We start from the raw sequence: 19,513 nt of genomic DNA on the forward strand, positions 1-19,513 counted from the left end.
ACGCATCACGCCTGGAGCGGAGTAACGGCATTCCCCTATGTATGCCACCACAGGGGGGTGGAGACGAATTTCTCGAGTCATCGTCAGCCAGCCGGCCCTGTTGGTGAGGCTGTGGAGATTGGCATGGCTGACGACCAGAAGTCAGATCGAATGTTTGGAGCCGGAAGCTCCAGCTTCGAGTAGTTCGGGCCGTTCGGATTACTGGTCGGCGAAGCAACCTCGGACTTCTCCACGCAAGGAGTAGTAACACTGAGATGGGCCTGACCGTTGGACCCGACCAGGGCTTGGATTTGAAAGCCGTCCTGCGTTTTGAAGTTCACGGCCAATCCGTTCTCACTTGCCGCAACAAAACTGTAACCACTGCCCTTCCAATGGTCTTCCAAAACACCTAGAAAGCTGCCGCGCCGCTCTTCCGAAATCATCGTCATGACGGAACGCTCGCGATCCACATAGCAATCACCCGGCATGGAGTACGTGTGCGTCCACTGAACGGGGGGATTTACGGCCGCCAACGTCTCATCTAGAATGCTGTCCGCTCTGTCAGCTGCCTCCTGCATGTTCATCCGCGCCTCCCGCTTCTTGGCAGAGGATTCAGAACCGGCCGACCCACATCCGGCAAGCATCAGAACCAGCGCCGCGGCTGCCCAACGGGAACTCTGTCTCACGGGGTCGGCACGCATCATGCCTGGAGCGGGGTGACGGTATCCCCCTGCACATGCCACCGCAGGGGGATGGAGACGGATTTCCTGAGTCATCGTCAGTCAGCCGAAACTGTTGGTGAGGACGCGGAGATTGACGTGCTTGACGACCAGAAGCCAGAGTGAACGTTGGGGCGAGGAATGGGGTGATCGTAGTCAGGACCGTTGGCTGGAGTTGCGGGATCGGCAACCTCGGACGGCTTGACACACGGAGAATCAACCTCGAAGGCGACCTGCCCTGCGCCACCGACTACAAGAGAGATGCCGAACCCGTCAGACGATTGAGCGAAAATGGCCGGGAATTCCCCACTCTTGTTTACAGACTTGATCATGTATCCGCTCTTCCCCCAGAAGCGCTGCACGACTCCAAGAAAGTTCCCTCGACGCTCCTTGGAGATGATGGTCATCACCATACGCGAGCGAGAAACATCGCAACCACCTTCAGAGGTCCCACTATGAGTCCATATAACTTCAGGCTCGATTGCGCTCAAAGTCGCGTCAAGCATCGAATCCGCGCGTTCACTCGCCTGCTGCATGGTGATATCCATAACCGGCCTATGACTTTCTTCTGGAGCTTGCTTTGCAGCGTTAGAGGCTACGTCGCAGCCGACCAGCGCGATGACACCTGATGCAACGATCAGAGGTGCTCTCCATAAATTCTTCACCGAGGTCGCCCCAACTGAATACCACTAGAATTCCCCGAAAACATCAAAGCGATATTTTTGGCAGGCTCCTTACCCTTATCCCGCCACTTAGGATGAAGCCCGCAAATTCTCCACCTGCAATCCCCGTGAAGATCCGACGTCATCGGCGAAGCATGGCGAGGTCACACTGATGGACGCCAGTCCTTCGCCCGGTCGACGACTCCGGTGAGCGCGGTCATCAAAATTCACCTGGGACTGCCTCACGGAGTTCCTCCAGTCACGATCCTCGCCATGCGGGTCAGGGGGTCGCCGAAATGAGTGTCGCCCTACTCCCTGTTCGCACCTCAAAAGCGTTCGATCTCTTGGCCGTCCGGGATCTTGTAGCAGCCGGAGACGACATCCAGGCTTAACATCGGGGGGTCACCCTTCTTCATTTTGATAATTCTTGCGCTGACCTTCTTCTTGTCGTTGTCGGCGGTCATCCTGATGTTCTTGTTCTTGCTGGTATCCGGTCCGTAGTCGACGATTTCCCATCCATGTTTCGGTAGTTCTTCCTTGAGGCGTTCCATGGCCACATCAAGGTCGCTCGCCGAGGCTGGATAGAAGCTCCAGGGATGAAGGATCTGGAAGTACTTTTCCGCGTCCTTGCCTGAGCATTCCATGACCGTCGAATAGCTTTCGGATGCCTTTCCCTTGACTCCGATCAGATCGTAGATACCACTGGACACCTTTTCCGTCGCATCAGCGGCATCGGATGATGTACTTGTGCCGGAAAACGGAACGCTGCCGGAGTTACCTTTAGTCATGCTGCATCCAGTGAGAGTGGCGAGGAGAACGGCAGCGGCAAGCGCGAGGGCGCTCGGTCGAACATTCATTATCGGCTCCTACCTGGCATGCGCCCATGGGTCGGGCGGCGGCTTCAGCGCTACTTCGTCGTCCCTTCCGACAACGATCAGGGCTTGATTCAGCAGACTCTCGGTGTCCGGCTTCCAGTAATCACTGTGGCCTTCGGTGTCCGTGGTCACCTGGTTGGCGCCGAACTCCGGGTCGCTGGGGATGATGAAACCGTCCCCGCCGTGGCCCCAGCGACCGATGTCCGGAACCACATCTCCATCGGCCTCCTGGTTCCACACGTGTCCCTTGGGGACGCCCATCTCATCTGCACTGGACACTTTGACGCCTGGACTGCCCGCGAAGATGACTTCATCGGCGTCGAGGTGCCCTGTCTGGGCTGCCGCACCGACAAGAGTCGTCCCGTACGAGTGGGCGATCACGGTGGTGTGACCCGGTGAATCACCGGAACGCGATGTGTCAAGTCCATCCATGAAGCTGCGGAACGCCGGGGCGCCGTCGTATGCATAGTGTTCGAAGGGCGCGTCTTTAAAAACGTCGTCAGGCGCGTCGTAACCGAGCCAGGTGATCGTGGAAACGGATTCTCCACCGGATTTTCCGGTGGCTGCGTGCCAGACGTTCACCATCCGGCTGATGTTTCCCTCGATTCCTCCCAAGTCCGACTCCGTGCCCGGCACATAGACAGCCGTGTGATCCGCGGTGTCGGGGTTTCCGTTGGCGACGATCGCGCGGCCGTCTTTTTCCGCGTTAAATCCCAGCAGGTACGCCTCCGGCAGCCCTCTCTTACCGGTCGCGTCGAAGCGGTTCTGGATGGCCTGCACGCCTTTGAGGGACCTGTTGAGCTGGTCGTACCGGTCCCCGTACTTGTTGTGCCACTGCATCCACTCATCGGTGTGCACCTTGGTCGGGTAGCCCCCGGCCGTGATCCAGGTCCATTCATTGGCGGGTGGCGCCGGGATCGAGTTCAGTTCCATCTGCATTCTGCCCCGCGTCGTGTCGAGCACGATGCGGTTGGCCTCGTCCCGGACCGTGGAGGGCAGCCCGTCGAGCCCACCCACGGTGCTGGGGCGCATGGAGACCCATGCGGCCCGCTCCTCCGCACTGAGCTCCTTCCACCACTCCGCGTTCTCCTTCGGACTGCCGTCCTTGGGTGGCTGTGGCAGTGAGTCGAGGTACTGCTTGCCGGCCTGGGTCACACCCTTGGTGTCCGAGGACGTGTCAGCCCAGTCCGCATCGGAGACCGTGAGGTCGTCGTCCGCTTTCAAGGCCCACAGCTTCGGTGCCCACTTCTTGTCGGCTTCCGTCGCTTCCTTGAGGGCGGTGGCGATCAGGTCGGCGCAGTCCTGGGCGAGGCGGTGGTGGGGGTTGGGGGCGAAGTTGGCTGCCTGGCGGCCGACGGCGGAGGCCGTGCCGTCCGTCAGGCCGCTCACCGTGCCACCGCCAGGGGTCTTGCCGTCCTCGCCCTTTTCGCCGCCGGGCGGGTAGGTGACCGATCCATCGCTGTTCACGGTGAGGTTCGCCGCCCGGGCGTTCTCCAGGGCCGCGTCGAGCTTCCTCCTGGCCGCTTCCATCTCGTACGAGAAGGCTTCGAGAGCGGTACCGATGAGCCCGCACTGCGCTTGGATGTAGTGGAAGTTCTGGCTCAGCTTCCCCAGTTGCTTGACCGCCGCGGTGGCGGCCTCGCCCTTCAGATGGCTCCGCATGGCCACGGCGATCTGGTTGTCGATGCGGTCCTTGGCCGTACTCGCCATGTCGGAGGTGCTGCGATAGCCGTCGGCCGCTTCGGAGTACTCGGCCGGCTCGAGGGCCTTGAGTGTGGCGAGGTCCATGACGTCCGGTTACCGCCCCTTGTCCTGGCCGCCGACAGCAGGCGTGTCCGCGTACGCCACCTCAAGCCTGGCGATCTCCGCCTCGACCGACTCGTCCGTCTGGCGCTGGTCGTTGCCCGCCTTCACCAGCAGGCCCGAGAGTTTTCCGCAGCGCCCGCTGACGTTCTTGACGTAAGTCTCCCAGGAAGCGTGGACATCCTTCTGGGCAGCGGCGGCCAGGCAACCGACGTCGCTGCCGAGTCCCGACTGGCCGTCCTTCAGCTTCGCCGTCGCCTTGCCGATGTCCTCGCGCAGCGAGCCGATGTCCGCACCGGCCTTCGTCCAGGTCGACTTGTTCGAGATGAGGGTCCCCGTACTGCCACCGGGGTCGACCGGTACCTGGTTGAGCTGCGTCTGCGCGGACTGCCGCTCGGCCGCTGCGGTCTTGAGCTGCTCCCACTCCTCCCACGCCATGCGTGGTTCCTCCTCGTTCCTGTCACTCGCTGCCGAGCGGATATGGATGTGCGCCCGCAACGCAGTGGTTGTGGTCGAGAGGAACGGTAACGGCCCGTCATCATGCGCCTCATCCGTATCGGCCACCACTGTGTCTGAGTAGCCGTACTCAGACGGGACCAGGTCCTTGACCAGGCCGGGGAGGCTGCCCGGTGCGTCCGGAGGAGTGGGCGGATGCGCCGTGAACCCCGCTGTCGGGTAGGGAAACCGGCCTGGTCAAGGGGTGGATGTCGGGAGTGCCGTTGCTGAGTGTTTCCGTCGCTTGCGGACGACGGTGGCAACCGCGACGGCGGCTCCGAGGAGTACGGCCACACCGATGCCCAGCGTTGTCCAGAGGGCGCCGTCGTCCGTGGACGCCTCGGAAGCCGTCGCGGCGGTGTCGTCGTCCGGGGCCGGAGCGCCCGTCTCGGGGGTGCCGGAAGGTCGGGGGGAAGGTGACTTCGGCTCGGCGGCTGCGAGATCGGGGAGCGGGTAGACGTCGGCGGGGCCCGGGTCGCCGGGGTTCTGCAGGGCGACGCGGGGGCGGACGATGCCGTAGCCGATGGAGTCGTTGCGCTTGGCGCCGTCCGTCGGGCCGCCGATGGTGTTGAGCATGACGCGCAGGACCTGGTTGTTGGTCCAGTCCGGATGCACCGACCAGATCAGGGCGGCGCTGGCCGAGGCGAGGGCGGTGGCGTCGCTGGTGCCACGGCTCCGGCAGAAGCCGGTCGCGCTCTTGCAGGCGGCCACCATGTCCTCCCCCGGGGCGGCCATGTCGACCTCCGGGCCGTACTCGGACTCGGCGGTCCTGCGCAGGTCCTTGCCCACCGCCGCCACACCGACCACTCCCGGAGTGGCAGCGGGGTACATCACCTCGTTGGCCTTGTCACCGTCGTTCCCGACACCGGCGAAGATCAAGGATCCCTTGTCAAGCGCGTACTTGACCGCTGCGGTGAGCTGTGGTGAACCTTCTGTAACAGCCTGGGAGATGTTGATGACCTTTGCTCCTGTATCAGCGGCGTAGCGGATCGCCGGAGCAACAACCTTGTTGAAGCGTGCGTTTCCCTCCGCCTTGTTGGCAGCCGTACCGCCCTCGGGCAGCCGGATCGGGAGAATCTTCGCGCCGGGCGCGAGCCCGAAAGCGCCGTTGCCGCCGCCGTACGCGCCGGTCCCCGCGATCAGGCTGGCCATGCCCGTGCCATGGCCGTCGTAGTCGGTGTGCTCATCGCCCGGCTGGTCCGGCGCGAGGTCCTTGCCGGGCAGGATGCGTCCCTTCAAGTCGGGATTGTTCGGGTCGACGCCGCTGTCGATGACGGCGACCGTGACACCCTCGCCGGTACTGGTCTGCCACATCTGCTCGGCCTTCATCGCGTCCAGGAACCACTGCTGCCCGCGTATCGACTCCGCGTGGGCCGTCGTGCCCGCGGCGGTGACCAGCAGCAGTCCGAGGACCGCCGAAGCCGCCGCACGGCGGCCCTTGTGTCGAGTGCTGCTGGTACGCATGAACGTCGCTCTCTTTCGTTCCTGGACACATCAGTCGATGACTGGCGGTACGGTGCCGCGGCCGCCCTGCCGCCGGGTCTCCTCGTCCTCCGCCGCGCCGTGCGGTCGCCCGCGGTTACTGCCCGCGCCCAGCGAAGAAGCCGGCCGGGAGGCACGCGTCCCCCCGACACCACGGCCACCGCTCTGGCGCGTCGCGCTGGGCGTGCCGCCCACGATGCCGCGGCCCGCCGTGCTCGAACCCGCTGTGGCACCTGGGCTGCCAGGACCGGACATCACCGCTCCCGCACGCCCCGGCTGCTGCGGAAAGCCGCTGACGGAACTGTCATGGGGCAACGGACGGCCGCCGACGACGCCCCGGTTCGAGACCCCGGGTCGTTGGCCGGGAACCTGGCTCTGCGGCCCCATCGCACGGCCGACCGGACTCGTCGGTCCTGTGGTCGGACCCACCGGGCCGCGTGGTGCGGCCGCGCCCTCCCCGCCCACGACCACGCCGCGCGGGATGGCTCCTGTGGGCCTGCCCGCAGGGGGTGTGACGGAACGGCCGCCGACGATACCGCTGCTGCCGTCAGCACCTGGCGGCATGCGCACGGGATTCGACCCGGCCCCCTGCCCGGGCAGGAAGGGGGCACGGCCGACTCCTGGTGTTCTCCCCTGCCCTGCCTGGTTGTTGACGGGAGCGCTTCCGCCTCTGCCGAACGCGGAAGGGACCAAGTCGGCCTGCGGAGTCGTACCGCCCTTCACCTGCTCCGGGCCCGGCAAGCCGCCTGCCGCAGTTGTCGGCGCCGGCTGGCTGTGGGGCAGTGTGGCCACGGAGTCGATGCCCATTCGCGTGGGCTGCTCCACGTTCACACGTACATGGTTTTCAGCCGATGCCACACCCGAGGACTGCCGCAGGTCGGGAGCACCGGAGGAACCCTCTTGAGCGTGCGCCGGGTTCGCGGAGGAGACAGCACCGGTGGACGAGGTCCCTACCGGGGGACCACCAGCACGAGCCTCACTCGTGGCGTCGCGAATCTTGGGGCGGTCATCCGGCACGAACGCCTCCGGCGGCGGCGGGAACTTCGGGCGTTCCAGCGCGTTCAGCTGTGTGGCCGACCACGCATACGTCTGTCCCAGCTTCCGCATCTGTGCCGCTGCCTGCTGGCGCACCTTCTCCTTGTCCGCCGCCAGCGCCTCAAGTTCGCTCGCGGACTTGGCGCCCACCGCCGCGGCGTCCGGGTCGTTGCGTGCCGCCCGCGCCGCGTCCAGGTTCGCCTGTGCGCTCTCGGCATCTCGTGGGATCGCCGCCTGCGCCTGGGCGATCGCTCCCGACGTCTCGCCCAGCCACTTCGCCGCGTCCTCGCTGAAGTCACCCAGCCTCAGGGTGGAGTTGGCCAGATCGCCGCTCCAGGTGCGGAAGGCGTCCGCGCCCTTGCCCTTCCACTCCACCCACTGCGGGCGGACCTTCAGCTCCTCGGCGATCTTGCGGATCTCCTTCGCCGCTGCCACCAGCCGGTCGGCGGCGGCCTGAACCGTCCCCGCGTTCGCCTGATCCAGCCATGCCAGCATCTGCTCATGGCTCATGTTCTCGAAGGACGTTCCGCCTCCGGGTTCCTTGCCCGCCATCAGATCGACCCTCCGGCGTCGTCGCCCACCGGTATCCGGCCGTTACCGCTCGGGTCCTGCTGGGGGAGGCCGGGATCGTAACTGCCGCCGTAGTGCTTCGTGGTCTCCGCGCTGATCGCCGCCATGCGGTCCCGGACGTCCAGGTCGATGTTCTGGTAGCCCTTGTGCGAGGCCAGCACGGCGATGTTCATGCCCTCCATGGAGTCCGACAGCAGCTTCGACAGCGTTTCCAACTCGCCGATCACCGTCTCGTACGCGGTGAACAGCCCGGCCGCCTCCGCCCACGCCCCGTTCCCGCCGCCGAACTGGTGGCGTGCGAGCTGTTCCCGGCCCACCTCGCCCGGACCTGCCGCCGAGCCCTTCAGGTCGTCGATGAGGTCGTCGACGCGCTTGCGGAACGCCGTGAACGACGACAGCTCGGCGGCCATGTCGGCCTGCGCGGAAAGCGCCCCCGCCATACCGGACGGGACCGAGGCCCATGACGACAGACCCGGACCCGAACCGTCCTCGCTCGGCAACACAGCGCCCTCCCCGTACCTCTTGAACAACCGGACAACCCAAGCCGCACCGAAAACTCTAACCACCGGCAGTGACAATCCACAGCCGCCTCGTCGCAGAGAGCAATCGAGATCGGACCGCCCCGGGGGCGCTCGGTCCGTCCCCGGAGCCCGGTGGCTCATTGAGCATGAGTCCACCCAACACCGAAGCGTAATCAGACACATGAGCACCTGTACTCAGAGGGCTTCTCGAAACCGGGCGGGGGGTGGAGGTCGGAGGCGGTAACACGGTGTGAACCGCTGACTTGTATGGCGGCAGTGGTGCGCGGGACCGGGCGCCCCGCCCGGCAGGAGAGGTGGAACCGGACGGGTACGGGCCGGACCCGGGACGGACGCGTGAGGGCGCCCGTCCCGGGGTGGGCGGGTTGCTCAGAGCTGCCGGTAGTAGACGGTCACCGGGAGCGGGGTGCAGCCGAGTTTCTCGTACAGGGCCCTGGCGGGTGCGTGGAAGGGGTCCCCTCCGGTGCCGATCTCGACCACCTCGGCTCCGAGGGACCGCATCTGCTCGAAGGCGTGCTCGCACAGGGCGGTGCCCACCTGGTGCCGGCGGTGCTCGGCGGACACGGCGAGGTGGGTGACGCTGCCGTTCCTGCGAGGCGGGTCGACGGTCCAGGCCACGTAGCCCGCGATGCCGTCCTCGGTCTCGGCGACCGCGACGTACGCGTGCCGCTCGGGTGCGTGGAGTTCGGCGACCTGCTTGCGGTAGTCGTCGCGCCAGTCGCCGTGCTGGTTGGCGAAGACGACCTCGCCCACCAAGGGGCGGAAGGAGTCCTCGTAGAACGGCCGGAACGTCTCGATGGTCAGTTCGGTGAGCGGCGCCAGGTCGCCGTGAACGAACGCGCGCATGCGCATGGGAGTGTGCCTTTCGGGCTGAGGGCTTGATCCCCGGAGGACGCCGGGGGAAGAGAGGCCATCGGTCGGCCCGCTCCCTGCCGATCACGGTCGGATCGGCGGTGAGCCGGGCCCTCAGCGGCGGGTACGCCCGGCGGCAAAGCACTCCATGACTCGTATCGTACGTCCCGGCCTGCCCGCGCAGGCGTGGGATCCGTTCTGAGCGCGGGGGCGCTCGGGATTCGTGCACGGTTCGTCGGCGAAGCAGTGCGTCGACGTGGCAGGGGAGCATGCGCGTCAGCGTACGAACGTACACTCCGCCGACCGGCGGGCGGTTGGTGCCGGAACTCATGGAATGCGCCGAGTTCCCAGGCGACTTCGGAGACCGCTCGGCCCTGGCGGAAAGTTTTTCGCGGAGGGCGGCAACCTCCCGCACACTCGCACGTCGTGCAGGGAGAAGGGCATGATCTCGTGCCCCCGACGCACACCGGGAGAAACCGCCTTGTCTTACCTGAAGCGCGCAGTCGTCACCGCCGTCGCCACCGGCGCACTGGCCGCGATCGCCGTGCCCGCCTGGGCGACGGCCGAGTCGAGCGCCACGCCGTCCGCCGCCCCGTCGCCGGTCACGAGCCTTCCGCCGAACGCCGCCCCCTCTGCCGCCCCCACCCCGGACGCCGTCCCGTCCGCCGCCCCCTCTGTCGCGCCGACCCCGGACGTCAGCCTGCCGCCGAACGACGCCAAGCCGATCCCGGACGTCAGCAACGTCCCCGGGGCCACGCAGTCCTCCACCGAGCCCGAGCTCGCGCACACCGGATCCGACTCCACCACCGCCGCCATAGGTGCCGGCGCCGCCGGCCTCGTCGCGCTCGGGGCCGGGGCCCTGTTCGTCGTGCGGCGGCGCGCTCTTCGCTGACGTGCTCGCCTCGAGGAACCCTGTGCTGCACCACGCCCTGCCGTTCCGCCCCGCCGCGCCCGGATTCCCCCGGGTGCGGCCCGGCGGCGGGTGGGGCGTGCGTGCGGCCCTGCGCACACTGCTGCTGCTCCGCGACCGGTCGGCCCCGGCTGCCGACCGCCCGCTCGCAAGGCACCCGCGGCCCGCGGCCCCGTACGGCACCGCGGCCCCCCGACATCCCACCCTCACCGACCTCTACCACGCGCACCGCCTCGGCATGGTCCGCCTTGCGGTACTCCTCGTCGATGACCTCGCCACCGCCGAGGACGTCGTCCAGGACGCCTTCACGGCCCTCTACCGTCGCCACGGCGAGCACATCACCGAAGTCGACAACGCGCTGGGGTACCTGCGCACGGCGGTCGTCAACACCTCCCGTTCGGTGTTGCGGCGCCGTCGTACCGCCCGCGCCTGGACCCCGCCCGCCCCGGTCGACGTCTCCTCCGCCGAGGAGCACGTGGTGCTGGACGAGGTACACCGCGAAGTGCTCGCCGCCCTGGGCCGGCTCACCCCGCGCCGCCGCCAGGTCCTGGTCCTGCGGTACTGGGCCGACCTCAGCGAGGCGGAGATCGCCCAGGCCCTGGGGATCAGCCGGGGTGCGGTCAAGTCGAACGCCAGCCGCGCCCTGGACGCGCTGGAACGGATTCTGGAGGGACGGATATGACTGCCGAACGGGAACGCGAACGTCTCGTGGAACGCAGGCTGCGGCAGGCGCTCGAAGCCCGGGCGGAGTCGGTCACGGCAAGAGATCTGCGGCCGGCCGCGCCACCCCGCCCGGCCCGCCGACGGCTGTGGTGGAGGCGGGCCCCGACGTCCCGGGGCGGCCTCGCCGGTCTGGCCGGCCTCGCGGCCGCCGCCCTGGCCGGGGCCGCCTACCTGCTGCTGGCCCCGGAACCGGCCGACCCGCGCCCCGTCCTGCCGGCCGTCCCGCCCGGGACCACTTCCCCGACTCCCAGCACGACGCCCGGTACGACGCCGAGCACGGCACCGAGCCCCCGGCCGAGCGGAAGCCTGCCCGCGGACGCGGACCGGCCCGCAGTGCCGCCCACCTCCCCCAGCCCCTCGTTCCCGTACGGCACCGGTGGTTCGAGGGGGTGATCCGGCGGCCGGGTCAGGCACGCAGGGGCGTGAGAGGCCGGACAGGCCTTAACCGTCAACGCCCTCGACGGCTTCTCCCGCGGGGCCGCTCGTGTCCGGGCCGCTGTCCTCGGGGCCGATGGAGTGCTCTTCCCATCGGTGCGCCCACCAGCCTTCGCCGGGGGCGCCGGAGAGGATGACGACTCCGGTGTTCCGCAGCGCGTGGGCGGCAGCGAAGTCGACGTCGACGTTCTCCGCGCGGGCCGCCACCCACATGCGGATCGCGGCTCCGTGGCTGACCATGGCCACGGTCTCGGCCCCGGTGGCCGCGGCCTCCGCCACGACGGCGTCGTACCGCCCCAGCGCCTCCACCCCGTTCTCGCCGCCCGGCATCCGGAGCCCGGTGTCCCCCGCCGACCAGGCGAAGGCAGTGGTCAGGTAGGTCTCGGCGGCCTCGGCGTCCCCCCGCATCTCCAGGTCACCGGCGGACAGCTCCCGGATGCCGTCACGCACCACGACCTCCAGTCCCGTCCGGGCTGCCAGCGGTGCCGCGGTGAGCTGGGCGCGCAGCAGGGTGGACGCGTAGAGGGCGTCGATCCTCTCCCCCGCCAGCGCGTCCGGGAGGGCGGCCGCCTGCTCCTGGCCCAGCGGGGTCAGCCCGGGGCCGGGGTCGGCGGTGTCCAGGAGGTGCTTGAGGTTGGAAGGGGTCTGACCGTGGCGTATGAGCAGGAGTCGCATGTTCGGGTCTGTCTCTGTGAAGGCGGGGGAGGAAGGTGGCCTTCCACTCTGCCACCCCCTTGTTCCCGTGTCGGGTCGCCGTCTTTGGAGCGGCTGGCCATGCTGGTGCTGGGAGCGGTTTTCCTCCCGGCGACCTACCCGGCGACAAGGAGTACGGCATGTCCACGGACACGGTCGGACGATTCCTGACGGCTTTGGACCCGGAGCACCGGGAGGCCGTCAGCGCCAAACCGCGCGAGGAGCAGGAACAGCTCGCGGCGGCCTGGGAACGGGAGCTGGAGAGCGACACCGAACTCGACTCCCTCGACGAGCTGTCCCCGGCGGCGGCGGAAGCCGAGGCGGCCCGCCGCGTCCTGGGCGGCGGGACGGGCTGAGACCTGCGGGCTGGAACGGGCGAGTCCGAGACCTGCCCGGCCGGTCACGTGTCTCGCCGAGGAGGGCACCCGGCTCGCCGACGCCCATCGGGGCGTTCCGACGAGCCCTGGAACCAGGTGCGCAAGCACTACGACGGCGACCGGGCCGCCGCGCCGGTCACCCTGGTCGCCCTGGTCGCCCTGGTAAACCTGGTCGCCCTGACCGACGCGGCCGACCGGCTCGCCGTGATCGTGCACCTGGAGGACGGTTCCTACGGGCCCGGCATGCTCGCCGCCGCGGTCGGCCGACGTCGATCGGCCGACAGGCGTATCCGGCCCGGACCGACCCGTGATCATGCGATCCGGGTCGGTCCGGGCCGGGCCGTCGGTCGGGCCTCGCTCCGCCCGTCACCCCGCCCGGGACAGTTCCGCTCGGCCGAAGAGGAGGGCGTAGCCCGGGGGCAGCTGGTCCAGGATGCGAGTGAGCAGGGCGTCACCGATCAGGAGCGGCAGGACGCTCAGGACCGAGCTGACGTCCCAGCGGGCCGTGGCCGGGGTCGCGCCCTCGATGCGGGTGGCCACCGAGTCGACGAACTCCGCCGCCGTCAGGGGGCGGGTCGCCGGGATCTGGGAGGCGATCACCCTCGCCGCCTCTTCGGGCAGAGCGCGGGCCAGGTCGACGCGTTCCTCGCCGACCACGTGGCCGCCGAGCGCGGACAGGACGATGCGGGTGACGCTCTCCGCCTCCGCTCTCGTCGGGTACCGGCCCGCCTCCCGTACCGCGTCCACCAGTTCGCGCCAGCCGTCGTCCCGGCCCTCGTCGCGGCCCCCGTCGCGGCGGGTGCGGCGGTCGCGGTTCGGGGCGGGGATCACCACCCCTTCCGTACGCGGTGTCATGGGCTTGTCCGGCGTCAGCGTGGTCATCGTGACAGCTCCTCTCCTTCTCAGGGCTTCGACTGCCCCCGGATCAGACAGACATGGGCCGCGTCCCGCGGAAGCCGGAATCCGCGGGACGCGCTCGGTGCGTGCTGTCAGCCGCCGATCTGCTTGCGGCGGTCGCCGCCGGTGATCTGGATGCGGCGCGGCTTGGCCTGTTCGGCCACCGGGATGCGCAGGGTCAGGACGCCTGCCTCGTAGGACGCGTCGATGCGTTCGGTGTCCAGGGTCTCGCCGAGGAAGAGCTGGCGGCTGAAGGAGCCCGTGGGACGTTCGGCGACCAGCAGTTCCGCGTCCTCGGGGGCCGGGGAACGGCGTTCGGCGCGCACGTTGAGGACGTTGCGCTCGACGTCCAGTTCGATCGTCTCGGGGTCGATGCCGGGGAGGTCGAAGTGGACGATGAAGTCGTCCCCCGCCCGGTAGGCCTCCATCGGCATCACCGAGGGGCGGCCGGTGGAACCGAGGACCTGCTGCGCGAGTCGGTCGAATTCGCGGAAGGGGTCCGTACGCATGAGCATCACAGCTCACTCCTTTCATCCATGGTCCAGGTGCGATGCCCTACGCCTTCTTATATAGCTCGCGGGAGGAAAGTTGACAAGCTGCGACTCAAGTACCGGTTCCGGCATCCACGGCCCCCTCACGGTCTCGGCCCGCCCCGGCGCGGTACGGCCGGTCCGGGAGTTAGCCTCGAAGTCTCGTGAAGGCCCGCCCGTCGGGCGCGGCAGCGGAAGGCAGGACAGGACATGGCGAAGGTTCCCGGCTCGGTGCTGGCCGCGAGCGGACTGGTCGGTGGGTACGGTGTGGCCCGCTGGACGCGGAAGCGGGAGCTGGGCGGGGTCGTGCTCGCCGTCGCCGGGGCCGCCGCCGCGCGGCAGTGGCGGGAGCGGGCCGGAGGGACGGCCGCGGGGGCACTGTCGGCCGCGTACGTCGCCGCCTTCGCGGGGTCGCACCCGCTCGCGAAGAAGGTGGGCGCCTGGCCGGCCGTGTTCGGGGCGGCGGGGGCGATGGCGCTCGCCTCGTGGGCGGTCGCCGACCGGCGGGGCTAGCCCCGAGGCCGGTCGGGTCGCGTCAGGCGGGTCCGGGCCGGTGGCTCAGCACGTTCACGACGCGGCCGTTCGGGTCGCAGACGAAGAAGCGGCGCACGCCCCACTCCTCGTCCCGCAGCTCCCGCACGATCTCCGCTCCCGAGGCCAGCACCTGCTCGTACACCGCGTCGACATCCTCGACCTCCACGCTCAGGTCGGGGATGACCGGTCCGGTGCGTTCCTCGGTGAAGAAGCTGATCTGGGCGGTGGGGTTGGCGGGGGATGCGAGCGTCATGACCCAGCCCATGTTCATGACCTCCTCGAAGCCGAGCAGGCCGTAGAAGTCGCGGCTGCCGCGCATCGCCTGTCCGGAGTCGACGTGGAGGTCGGGCACGATCCTGCGGACGGTCATGGTTCCTCGGCTCCTCACAGTCGGCATGTCCCGGAAAAGCGGAGACTACGCCCCCAGCGCCCGCGCCACCGTGTAGATGACCAGGCCCGCCAGGGAGCCGACGACCGTGCCGTTGATGCGGATGAACTGGAGGTCGCGGCCGATGTTCGCCTCGATCTTCCTCGTGGTGTGCTCGGGGTCCCAGCTCGCCACGGTGTCCGTGATCAGGGAGGTGATCTCCTTGCGGTAGGTGGTCACGACGTACACCGCGGCGCTCTCCAGCCAGCCGTCGATCTTGTCCTGCATCCTGGGGTCGTCCGCCATGCGCGCCCCCAGCGACAGCAGCGAGGCGCGCACCCGCAGCCGCAGCTCGCTGCGCTCGTCCTCCGCCGCGGAGACGATCATGGACCGTACGGCGGTCCAGGCGGAGGCGATCAGGTCCTGGACCTCGTCGCGGCCGAGGACCTCGCCCTTGAGGCGTTCGATCCGGGCGCGGGTGTCGGTGTCGGACTGGAGGTCGGAGGCGAAGTCGGCGAGGAAGCGGTCGAGGGCTTCGCGCGCGGGGTGGGTGGGCATGTCGCGCATCTCGGTGACGAAGCGCAGCAGCTCCTTGTAGACGCGTTCGCCGACCTTGCGGTCCACGAACCTCGGGGTCCAGCCGGGGGCCCCGCCGTGCACGGCGTTCATCACGTAGTCGCCGTGCAGCACGAGCCAGTCGTGGGCGCGGGCGACGACGAGGTCGACGGCCTTCCTGTGGCCGCCGTCGGCGACGATCCGGTCCAGCATCTTGCCCATGCCGGGCGCGATCTCCTGGGCGTTCGCGCGGCGTGTGACGGCCTCGCCGACCACCGCCTGGACGTCGGAGTCGCGCAGCACGGTCAGCGCGCCGCGCAGGGCGGCCGACAGCTCGGCGGTGACCCGGTCGGCGTGTTCGGGCACCGCGAGCCAGGCGCCGAGCCGGCTGCCGATGCCGACGGCGCGCAGCCGTCCGCGGACGACGTCCTCGGAGAGGAAGTTCTCGCCGACGAAGTCGCCCAGGGAGACACCGAGCTGGTCCTTCTTGTTGGGGATGATCGCGGTGTGCGGGATGCGCAGGCCCAGGGGGTAGCGGAAGAGGGCGGTCACGGCGAACCAGTCGGCGAGCGCGCCGACCATGCCCGCCTCGGCCGCGGCGGCGACATAGCCCGCCCAGGCGCCGGCGCCCCGGTGGGAGGCCCATTCGGCGAGGACGTACACCACGGCGACGAACAGCAGCAGTCCGGTGGCGGTGAGCTTCATCCGGCGCACACCGCGCTGCTTCTCCTCGTCCGCCGCACTGAACGTCGTCATCGCGCGGTTCGTGACGCCGCCGGGGCCACGGCCCGGAGCGGAACCGGCCCCGCCCGCACCGGGGCCGGGGCCCGCGCCGGCGCCCGCGCCGGCGTCGGCTCCGGCTCCGGCTCCGGCATCCGTGGTGTCCACCGTCCTCGTCCGCTCGGTCCGCTTCATCCGCTCCACTCGCTCCAGCTGCTCCGGCCCACCGCACCTGCTCGGTGATCCCTCACACATTGTCCCTTCCTGTCCCGACTCCCGGAACGGAACAGGAGTTCCCCGCGTCTGCTCCAGGGGGATCCGTCAGAAGCCCTGCCGGGAACTCCCCCTCGTCCATGACGCATCATGGGATCGTCCGAACGGAGCCTCGGGCTCCCACCGTCCGAGGAGAACAGCACAGCATGACCCGGCGACGTGACGGGGGCGCGGGGGCGCCGCCCGCGAAGTACCGTGCCCTGCTCGCCGCCATGGTCGCCGCGATCGTGGCCGTTTCCGCCGCCATATACGTCACGGCGGCCTCCGACGACGGTACGCGACACCGCGGCGCCCTCGCCGACGGCCGCGACGCCCCGCAGAACCCGGCCGCACCCGCCTCCACCGGCACCTGGGTCGGCTCCTGGGCCACCTCCCCCGTCGGCGGCGAGCCCGGCACCGAGACGACCGGCCTCGCGGGCCGCTCGGTGCGCAACGTCGTGCACACCAGCGTCGGCGGCACCAGCGCCCGGATCACCCTGTCCAACCTCTACGGGCAGTCCCCGCTGACCGTCACCCACGCCACCATCGCCGTCTCAGCGGGCCGGGACGGCGCGGCGGCGCTCGCCGGCACGATGCGGCGGCTCACCTTCGGCGGCGGCCCCACCGTCGTCATCCCGGCCGGCGGCCGGGTGATGAGCGACGCCGTGCGCATCGCCGTCCCGCACGACGGGGACGTCCTGGTCACCACGTACTCCCCCACCGTCTCCGGGCCGGTCACGTACCACCCGCACGCCCGCCAGATCTCCTACGCCGCCCGCGGCGAGCACACCCGCGACACGACCGGCGCCGCGTACACCGAGGAGAGCACCTCCTGGCGCTACCTGACCGCGCTGGACGTGCTGAGCAAGGAGGCCGACGGCACCGTCGTCGTCCTCGGCGACTCGCTCACCGACGGCATCACCTCCACCACCGGCGGCAACAACCGCTGGCCGGACGTCCTGTCCGACCGGCTGCGCGCCGCGGCCGGGGCCGGGCGGAACGTGCCGCGCCACGGCGTCGTCAACGAGGGCATCAGCGGCAACCGCGTCCTCGCCGACGGCCTCGGCCGCCCCCCGGAGAACCCCAGCGGCCTGAACCGCTTCGACCGCGACGTCCTCGACCGCACGAACGTCAGGGTCGTCGTCATCGTCCTCGGCGTCAACGACATCCTGCGCGACCGGAACCTCGCCGACCCGGACGCGGTCGTCGGCGGCCTGAACACCCTGGTCGAGCGGGCCCACGCCCGCGGACTGAAGGTCGTCGGCGCGACCCTGATGCCGTTCGGCGGCCACCGCGGCTACACCGGCCCGCGCGAGGCGGTACGGCAGCAGATCAACGCGGAGATCCGCGCGGGGCGCGTCTTCGACGCCGTCGTCGACTTCGACCGGGCCCTGCGCGACCCGTACGACCCGCGCCGGCTGCGCTTCGACTACGACTCGGGCGACCACCTCCACCCGAGCGACCGGGGGTACGCGCGGATGGCGGAGGTCTTCGACCTGGACGACCTGAAGGGCGGAGCGCCGGCCCGGCTGTAGGGAGCGGGCGGCCCGGTCCGGTCCGGTTCTGGCCAGCCCGGTTCGGTTCGGTCCAGCCCGGTCCGGTCAGCGGTCGCCGTCGCGGCGGGGTTCGCGCTCGCGCTGCTCCTCGCCCTGGCGGCCGTGCAGGGAGTCGAAGGAGCCGTACCCGTGCCCGGCCCCGTGCCCGCCGTGGCCCAGGGATGCCTGGCCGGAGGACGAGGAGGCATCCAGGTCACGGCTGCGGTCCTTGCGTTCCAGCTTCTCGCGGCGGCGTTCCTCGCGCAGTCGCTGCTTCTCCGCCCGGGCCAGCTTGCGCTGGACGCCGACGCCGCCCCAGAAGGCGAAGCCCGTGACGATCACCCGCGGGGCGCCCGGGTCGCCCGGCTCGCCCTCCTCGCTGTGGTCGAAGCCGCCCATGAGGCCGAAACCGCGGACGACGACCTCGACACCCGGCGGGACGATGACGTCCACCCCGCCCATGATCGCGACCGCGTTGATCACGACCTCGCGGTCCGCGAAGTTCGCCTCCCGCAGATCGATCTGCCCGCCGCCCATGAAGGTGAAGCAGTTGAACCGCCGCGGCGCCGTCCAGCGGCCCTTGCGCTGGAACCCCGACATCACGGCGACGGCCCAGGTCGACGTCCCCTCGCTGCCCGGCACCACCCGATCCGCCCAAGTGTCGCCCCGCTCCGGGCCCTTGGTCAGGGACACGGCGGGGGCCGTCACGCCCGGGGCGGGCAGATCGCGGGTGATCGGCTCGAGTTCCCGGTAGGTCCGCGCCTTGTACGTCGCCTCCAGCCGCTCCTCGAACTCGTCCATGTCGAGGCGCCCCTCCGCGAGCGCGTCCCGCAGGACGGCGGCCACCCGCTCTCGGTCGGCGTCGGAGGCGCGGAGGTCCGGGGCTGCGTCGTCGGTCATGGACAGCAGCCTACGAGGTCCCCCGATCGAGGGCTATGAGTGACCGAGGGCTACGGGAACGCCTGCCCCGCCTGCTCCGCCTGCCCTGTCTGCTCCGCCTGCTCCGCATACATCTTCGCGATCACCGCCTCGATGTCCGGCTCCCGCACCGACAGGTCGACCAGCGGGTACTCCGCCGCGATCCGCGCCACCAGCGGAGCCGCCGACTCCGCCGCCGGGAACGCCAGCCACTGCCTCGGCCCCTCCACCCGCACCACCCGCGCGGGCGCCGGCGCGTCGATCGGGGGCATCTCCCGCTCCAGGTCCACCACCAGGGTCCGCTCGCTCTCCCCCGCCCGGTGCAGCCCGGCGAGCGGGCCGTCGTACATCAGCCGGCCGTGGTCGATGACCATCACCCGTGAGCACAACTGCTCGATGTCCTGCAGGTCGTGCGTGGTCAGCAGCACCGTCGTGGCCCGCTCGGCGTTCAACTCCCGCAGGAACTCCCGCACCCTGGTCTTGGAGACGACGTCCAGCCCGATGGTCGGCTCGTCCAGGTACAGCACCTCGGGGTCGTGCAGCAGCGCCGCCGCGATGTCGCCGCGCATCCGCTGCCCCAGGGACAGTTGCCGCACCGGGGTGTCCAACAGGGCGCTCAGGTCCAGCAGTTCGACCAGCCGCTCCAGGTTCGCGCGGTACCGCGCGTCGGGAATCCGGTACATGCGGTGCATCAACCGGTACGAGTCGATCAGCGGCAGGTCCCACCACAGCGTCGTCCGCTGCCCGAACACCACCCCGATACGGTGCGCCAGCCGCACCCGCTCCCGGGTGGGATCGATACCGGCCACCCGCAGCCGTCCGCCGCTCGGGGTGAGGATCCCCGTCAACATCTTGATGGTGGTCGACTTGCCCGCGCCGTTCGGCCCGATGTAGCCGACCATCTCACCGCGGGCCACGGCGAACGAGAGCGAGTCCACCGCCCGCACCCGCCGCCGCTCCCGCTTCAGGAAGCCGGTCCTCTTCCGCACGTCGAAGACCTTCTCGACCCGGTCGAGAAGGATGAACCCGTTGTCGCCGTCGCCTTCACCGTCCACC

At 69.6% G+C, this 19,513-nt stretch carries 22 protein-coding genes and 1 pseudogene; 7 read left to right on the forward strand and 16 right to left on the reverse strand.

Features of this window, described 5'->3' with window-relative positions:
* Positions 1-83: 83 nt before the first annotated feature.
* The 9 genes from ACWEQO_RS26585 to ACWEQO_RS26625 form a co-directional block, all read right to left on the reverse strand.
* Positions 84-563, reverse strand: a complete 480-nt coding sequence (locus ACWEQO_RS26585) for a hypothetical protein (protein ID WP_452985517.1) — start codon at positions 561-563, stop codon at positions 84-86.
* 194 nt (positions 564-757) lie between these two features.
* The gene (locus ACWEQO_RS26590) at positions 758-1,363 is read right to left on the reverse strand and encodes a hypothetical protein (RefSeq protein WP_452985518.1); all 606 of its coding nucleotides are present in this window, start codon (positions 1,361-1,363) and stop codon (positions 758-760) included.
* 323 nt (positions 1,364-1,686) lie between these two features.
* Entirely contained in the window at positions 1,687-2,217 is a 531-nt protein-coding gene (locus ACWEQO_RS26595; RefSeq protein WP_452985519.1) for a hypothetical protein, read from the reverse strand.
* A gap of 9 nt (positions 2,218-2,226) precedes the next feature.
* On the reverse strand, positions 2,227-4,023 hold the full coding sequence (locus tag ACWEQO_RS26600) for an alpha/beta hydrolase (protein WP_452985520.1): 1,797 nt from the start codon (positions 4,021-4,023) through the stop codon (positions 2,227-2,229).
* Between the two features lie 9 nt (positions 4,024-4,032).
* Positions 4,033-4,476: a hypothetical protein gene (locus ACWEQO_RS26605; RefSeq protein WP_452985521.1), complete on the reverse strand. Its 444-nt coding sequence runs from the start codon at positions 4,474-4,476 to the stop codon at positions 4,033-4,035.
* A 255-nt stretch (positions 4,477-4,731) separates the two neighbouring features.
* Entirely contained in the window at positions 4,732-5,997 is a 1,266-nt protein-coding gene (gene mycP, locus ACWEQO_RS26610) for a type VII secretion-associated serine protease mycosin (protein WP_452985522.1), read from the reverse strand.
* 30 nt (positions 5,998-6,027) lie between these two features.
* On the reverse strand, positions 6,028-7,602 hold the full coding sequence (locus ACWEQO_RS26615; RefSeq protein ID WP_452985523.1) for a translation initiation factor IF-2: 1,575 nt from the start codon (positions 7,600-7,602) through the stop codon (positions 6,028-6,030).
* Positions 7,602-8,060 (reverse strand): hypothetical protein, encoded by a 459-nt coding sequence (locus ACWEQO_RS26620; RefSeq protein WP_452985524.1) that lies wholly within the window; start codon positions 8,058-8,060, stop codon positions 7,602-7,604. Before ACWEQO_RS26620 ends, ACWEQO_RS26615 begins: the two co-directional genes overlap by 1 nt.
* Before the next feature lie 468 nt (positions 8,061-8,528).
* On the reverse strand, positions 8,529-9,005 hold the full coding sequence (locus tag ACWEQO_RS26625) for a GNAT family N-acetyltransferase (RefSeq protein ID WP_452985525.1): 477 nt from the start codon (positions 9,003-9,005) through the stop codon (positions 8,529-8,531).
* A gap of 487 nt (positions 9,006-9,492) precedes the next feature.
* On the opposite strand from ACWEQO_RS26625, the gene ACWEQO_RS26630 reads away from it, so the two are divergent.
* Genes ACWEQO_RS26630 through ACWEQO_RS26640 form a run of 3 tightly spaced genes read left to right on the forward strand, consistent with a single transcriptional unit; the run spans position 9,493 to position 11,037 of the window.
* The gene (locus ACWEQO_RS26630; protein ID WP_452985526.1) at positions 9,493-9,903 is read left to right on the forward strand and encodes an LAETG motif-containing sortase-dependent surface protein; all 411 of its coding nucleotides are present in this window, start codon (positions 9,493-9,495) and stop codon (positions 9,901-9,903) included.
* A 22-nt stretch (positions 9,904-9,925) separates the two neighbouring features.
* The gene (locus tag ACWEQO_RS26635; RefSeq protein WP_452985527.1) at positions 9,926-10,603 is read left to right on the forward strand and encodes an RNA polymerase sigma factor; all 678 of its coding nucleotides are present in this window, start codon (positions 9,926-9,928) and stop codon (positions 10,601-10,603) included.
* On the forward strand, positions 10,600-11,037 hold the full coding sequence (locus tag ACWEQO_RS26640; protein WP_361449041.1) for a hypothetical protein: 438 nt from the start codon (positions 10,600-10,602) through the stop codon (positions 11,035-11,037). The genes ACWEQO_RS26635 and ACWEQO_RS26640 overlap by 4 nt, the downstream gene beginning before the upstream one ends.
* Positions 11,038-11,085: 48 nt before the next feature.
* Here ACWEQO_RS26640 and ACWEQO_RS26645 read toward each other — a convergent pair whose 3' ends face one another.
* Positions 11,086-11,754: a histidine phosphatase family protein gene (locus ACWEQO_RS26645; protein WP_452985528.1), complete on the reverse strand. Its 669-nt coding sequence runs from the start codon at positions 11,752-11,754 to the stop codon at positions 11,086-11,088.
* 158 nt (positions 11,755-11,912) lie between these two features.
* Between ACWEQO_RS26645 and ACWEQO_RS26650 the strand changes: the two genes are divergently transcribed.
* Positions 11,913-12,128, forward strand: coding sequence for a hypothetical protein (locus ACWEQO_RS26650; RefSeq protein WP_452985529.1), 216 nt, complete (start codon positions 11,913-11,915; stop codon positions 12,126-12,128).
* A 37-nt stretch (positions 12,129-12,165) separates the two neighbouring features.
* Positions 12,166-12,410 (forward strand): annotated as a pseudogene (locus tag ACWEQO_RS26655) (hypothetical protein); the annotation flags it as partial.
* A 105-nt stretch (positions 12,411-12,515) separates the two neighbouring features.
* On the opposite strand, the gene ACWEQO_RS26660 reads toward ACWEQO_RS26655, so the two are convergent.
* The gene (locus ACWEQO_RS26660; protein WP_452985530.1) at positions 12,516-13,031 is read right to left on the reverse strand and encodes a DUF2267 domain-containing protein; all 516 of its coding nucleotides are present in this window, start codon (positions 13,029-13,031) and stop codon (positions 12,516-12,518) included.
* Between the two features lie 107 nt (positions 13,032-13,138).
* Positions 13,139-13,561, reverse strand: a complete 423-nt coding sequence (locus ACWEQO_RS26665; RefSeq protein ID WP_452985531.1) for an Hsp20/alpha crystallin family protein — start codon at positions 13,559-13,561, stop codon at positions 13,139-13,141.
* A 225-nt stretch (positions 13,562-13,786) separates the two neighbouring features.
* Here ACWEQO_RS26665 and ACWEQO_RS26670 point away from each other — a divergent pair, with 225 nt between their 5' ends.
* Entirely contained in the window at positions 13,787-14,089 is a 303-nt protein-coding gene (locus ACWEQO_RS26670) for a hypothetical protein (protein WP_361449025.1), read from the forward strand.
* Between the two features lie 22 nt (positions 14,090-14,111).
* On the opposite strand, the gene ACWEQO_RS26675 is transcribed toward ACWEQO_RS26670, so the two are convergent.
* Entirely contained in the window at positions 14,112-14,480 is a 369-nt protein-coding gene (locus ACWEQO_RS26675; protein ID WP_452985532.1) for a VOC family protein, read from the reverse strand.
* Positions 14,481-14,525: 45 nt separating this feature from the next.
* Positions 14,526-15,947: a DUF445 domain-containing protein gene (locus ACWEQO_RS26680; RefSeq protein WP_452985533.1), complete on the reverse strand. Its 1,422-nt coding sequence runs from the start codon at positions 15,945-15,947 to the stop codon at positions 14,526-14,528.
* Between the two features lie 224 nt (positions 15,948-16,171).
* Here ACWEQO_RS26680 and ACWEQO_RS26685 point away from each other — a divergent pair, with 224 nt between their 5' ends.
* On the forward strand, positions 16,172-17,539 hold the full coding sequence (locus ACWEQO_RS26685; RefSeq protein ID WP_452985534.1) for an SGNH/GDSL hydrolase family protein: 1,368 nt from the start codon (positions 16,172-16,174) through the stop codon (positions 17,537-17,539).
* Positions 17,540-17,605: 66 nt separating this feature from the next.
* On the opposite strand, the gene ACWEQO_RS26690 is transcribed toward ACWEQO_RS26685, so the two are convergent.
* On the reverse strand, positions 17,606-18,439 hold the full coding sequence (locus tag ACWEQO_RS26690; RefSeq protein ID WP_452985535.1) for a DUF1707 SHOCT-like domain-containing protein: 834 nt from the start codon (positions 18,437-18,439) through the stop codon (positions 17,606-17,608).
* 50 nt (positions 18,440-18,489) lie between these two features.
* Positions 18,490-19,512, reverse strand: a complete 1,023-nt coding sequence (locus ACWEQO_RS26695; protein WP_452985536.1) for an ABC transporter ATP-binding protein — start codon at positions 19,510-19,512, stop codon at positions 18,490-18,492.
* Position 19,513 lies beyond the last annotated feature (1 nt).

The sequence above is a fragment of the Streptomyces sp. NPDC004051 genome, from assembly GCF_053604275.1.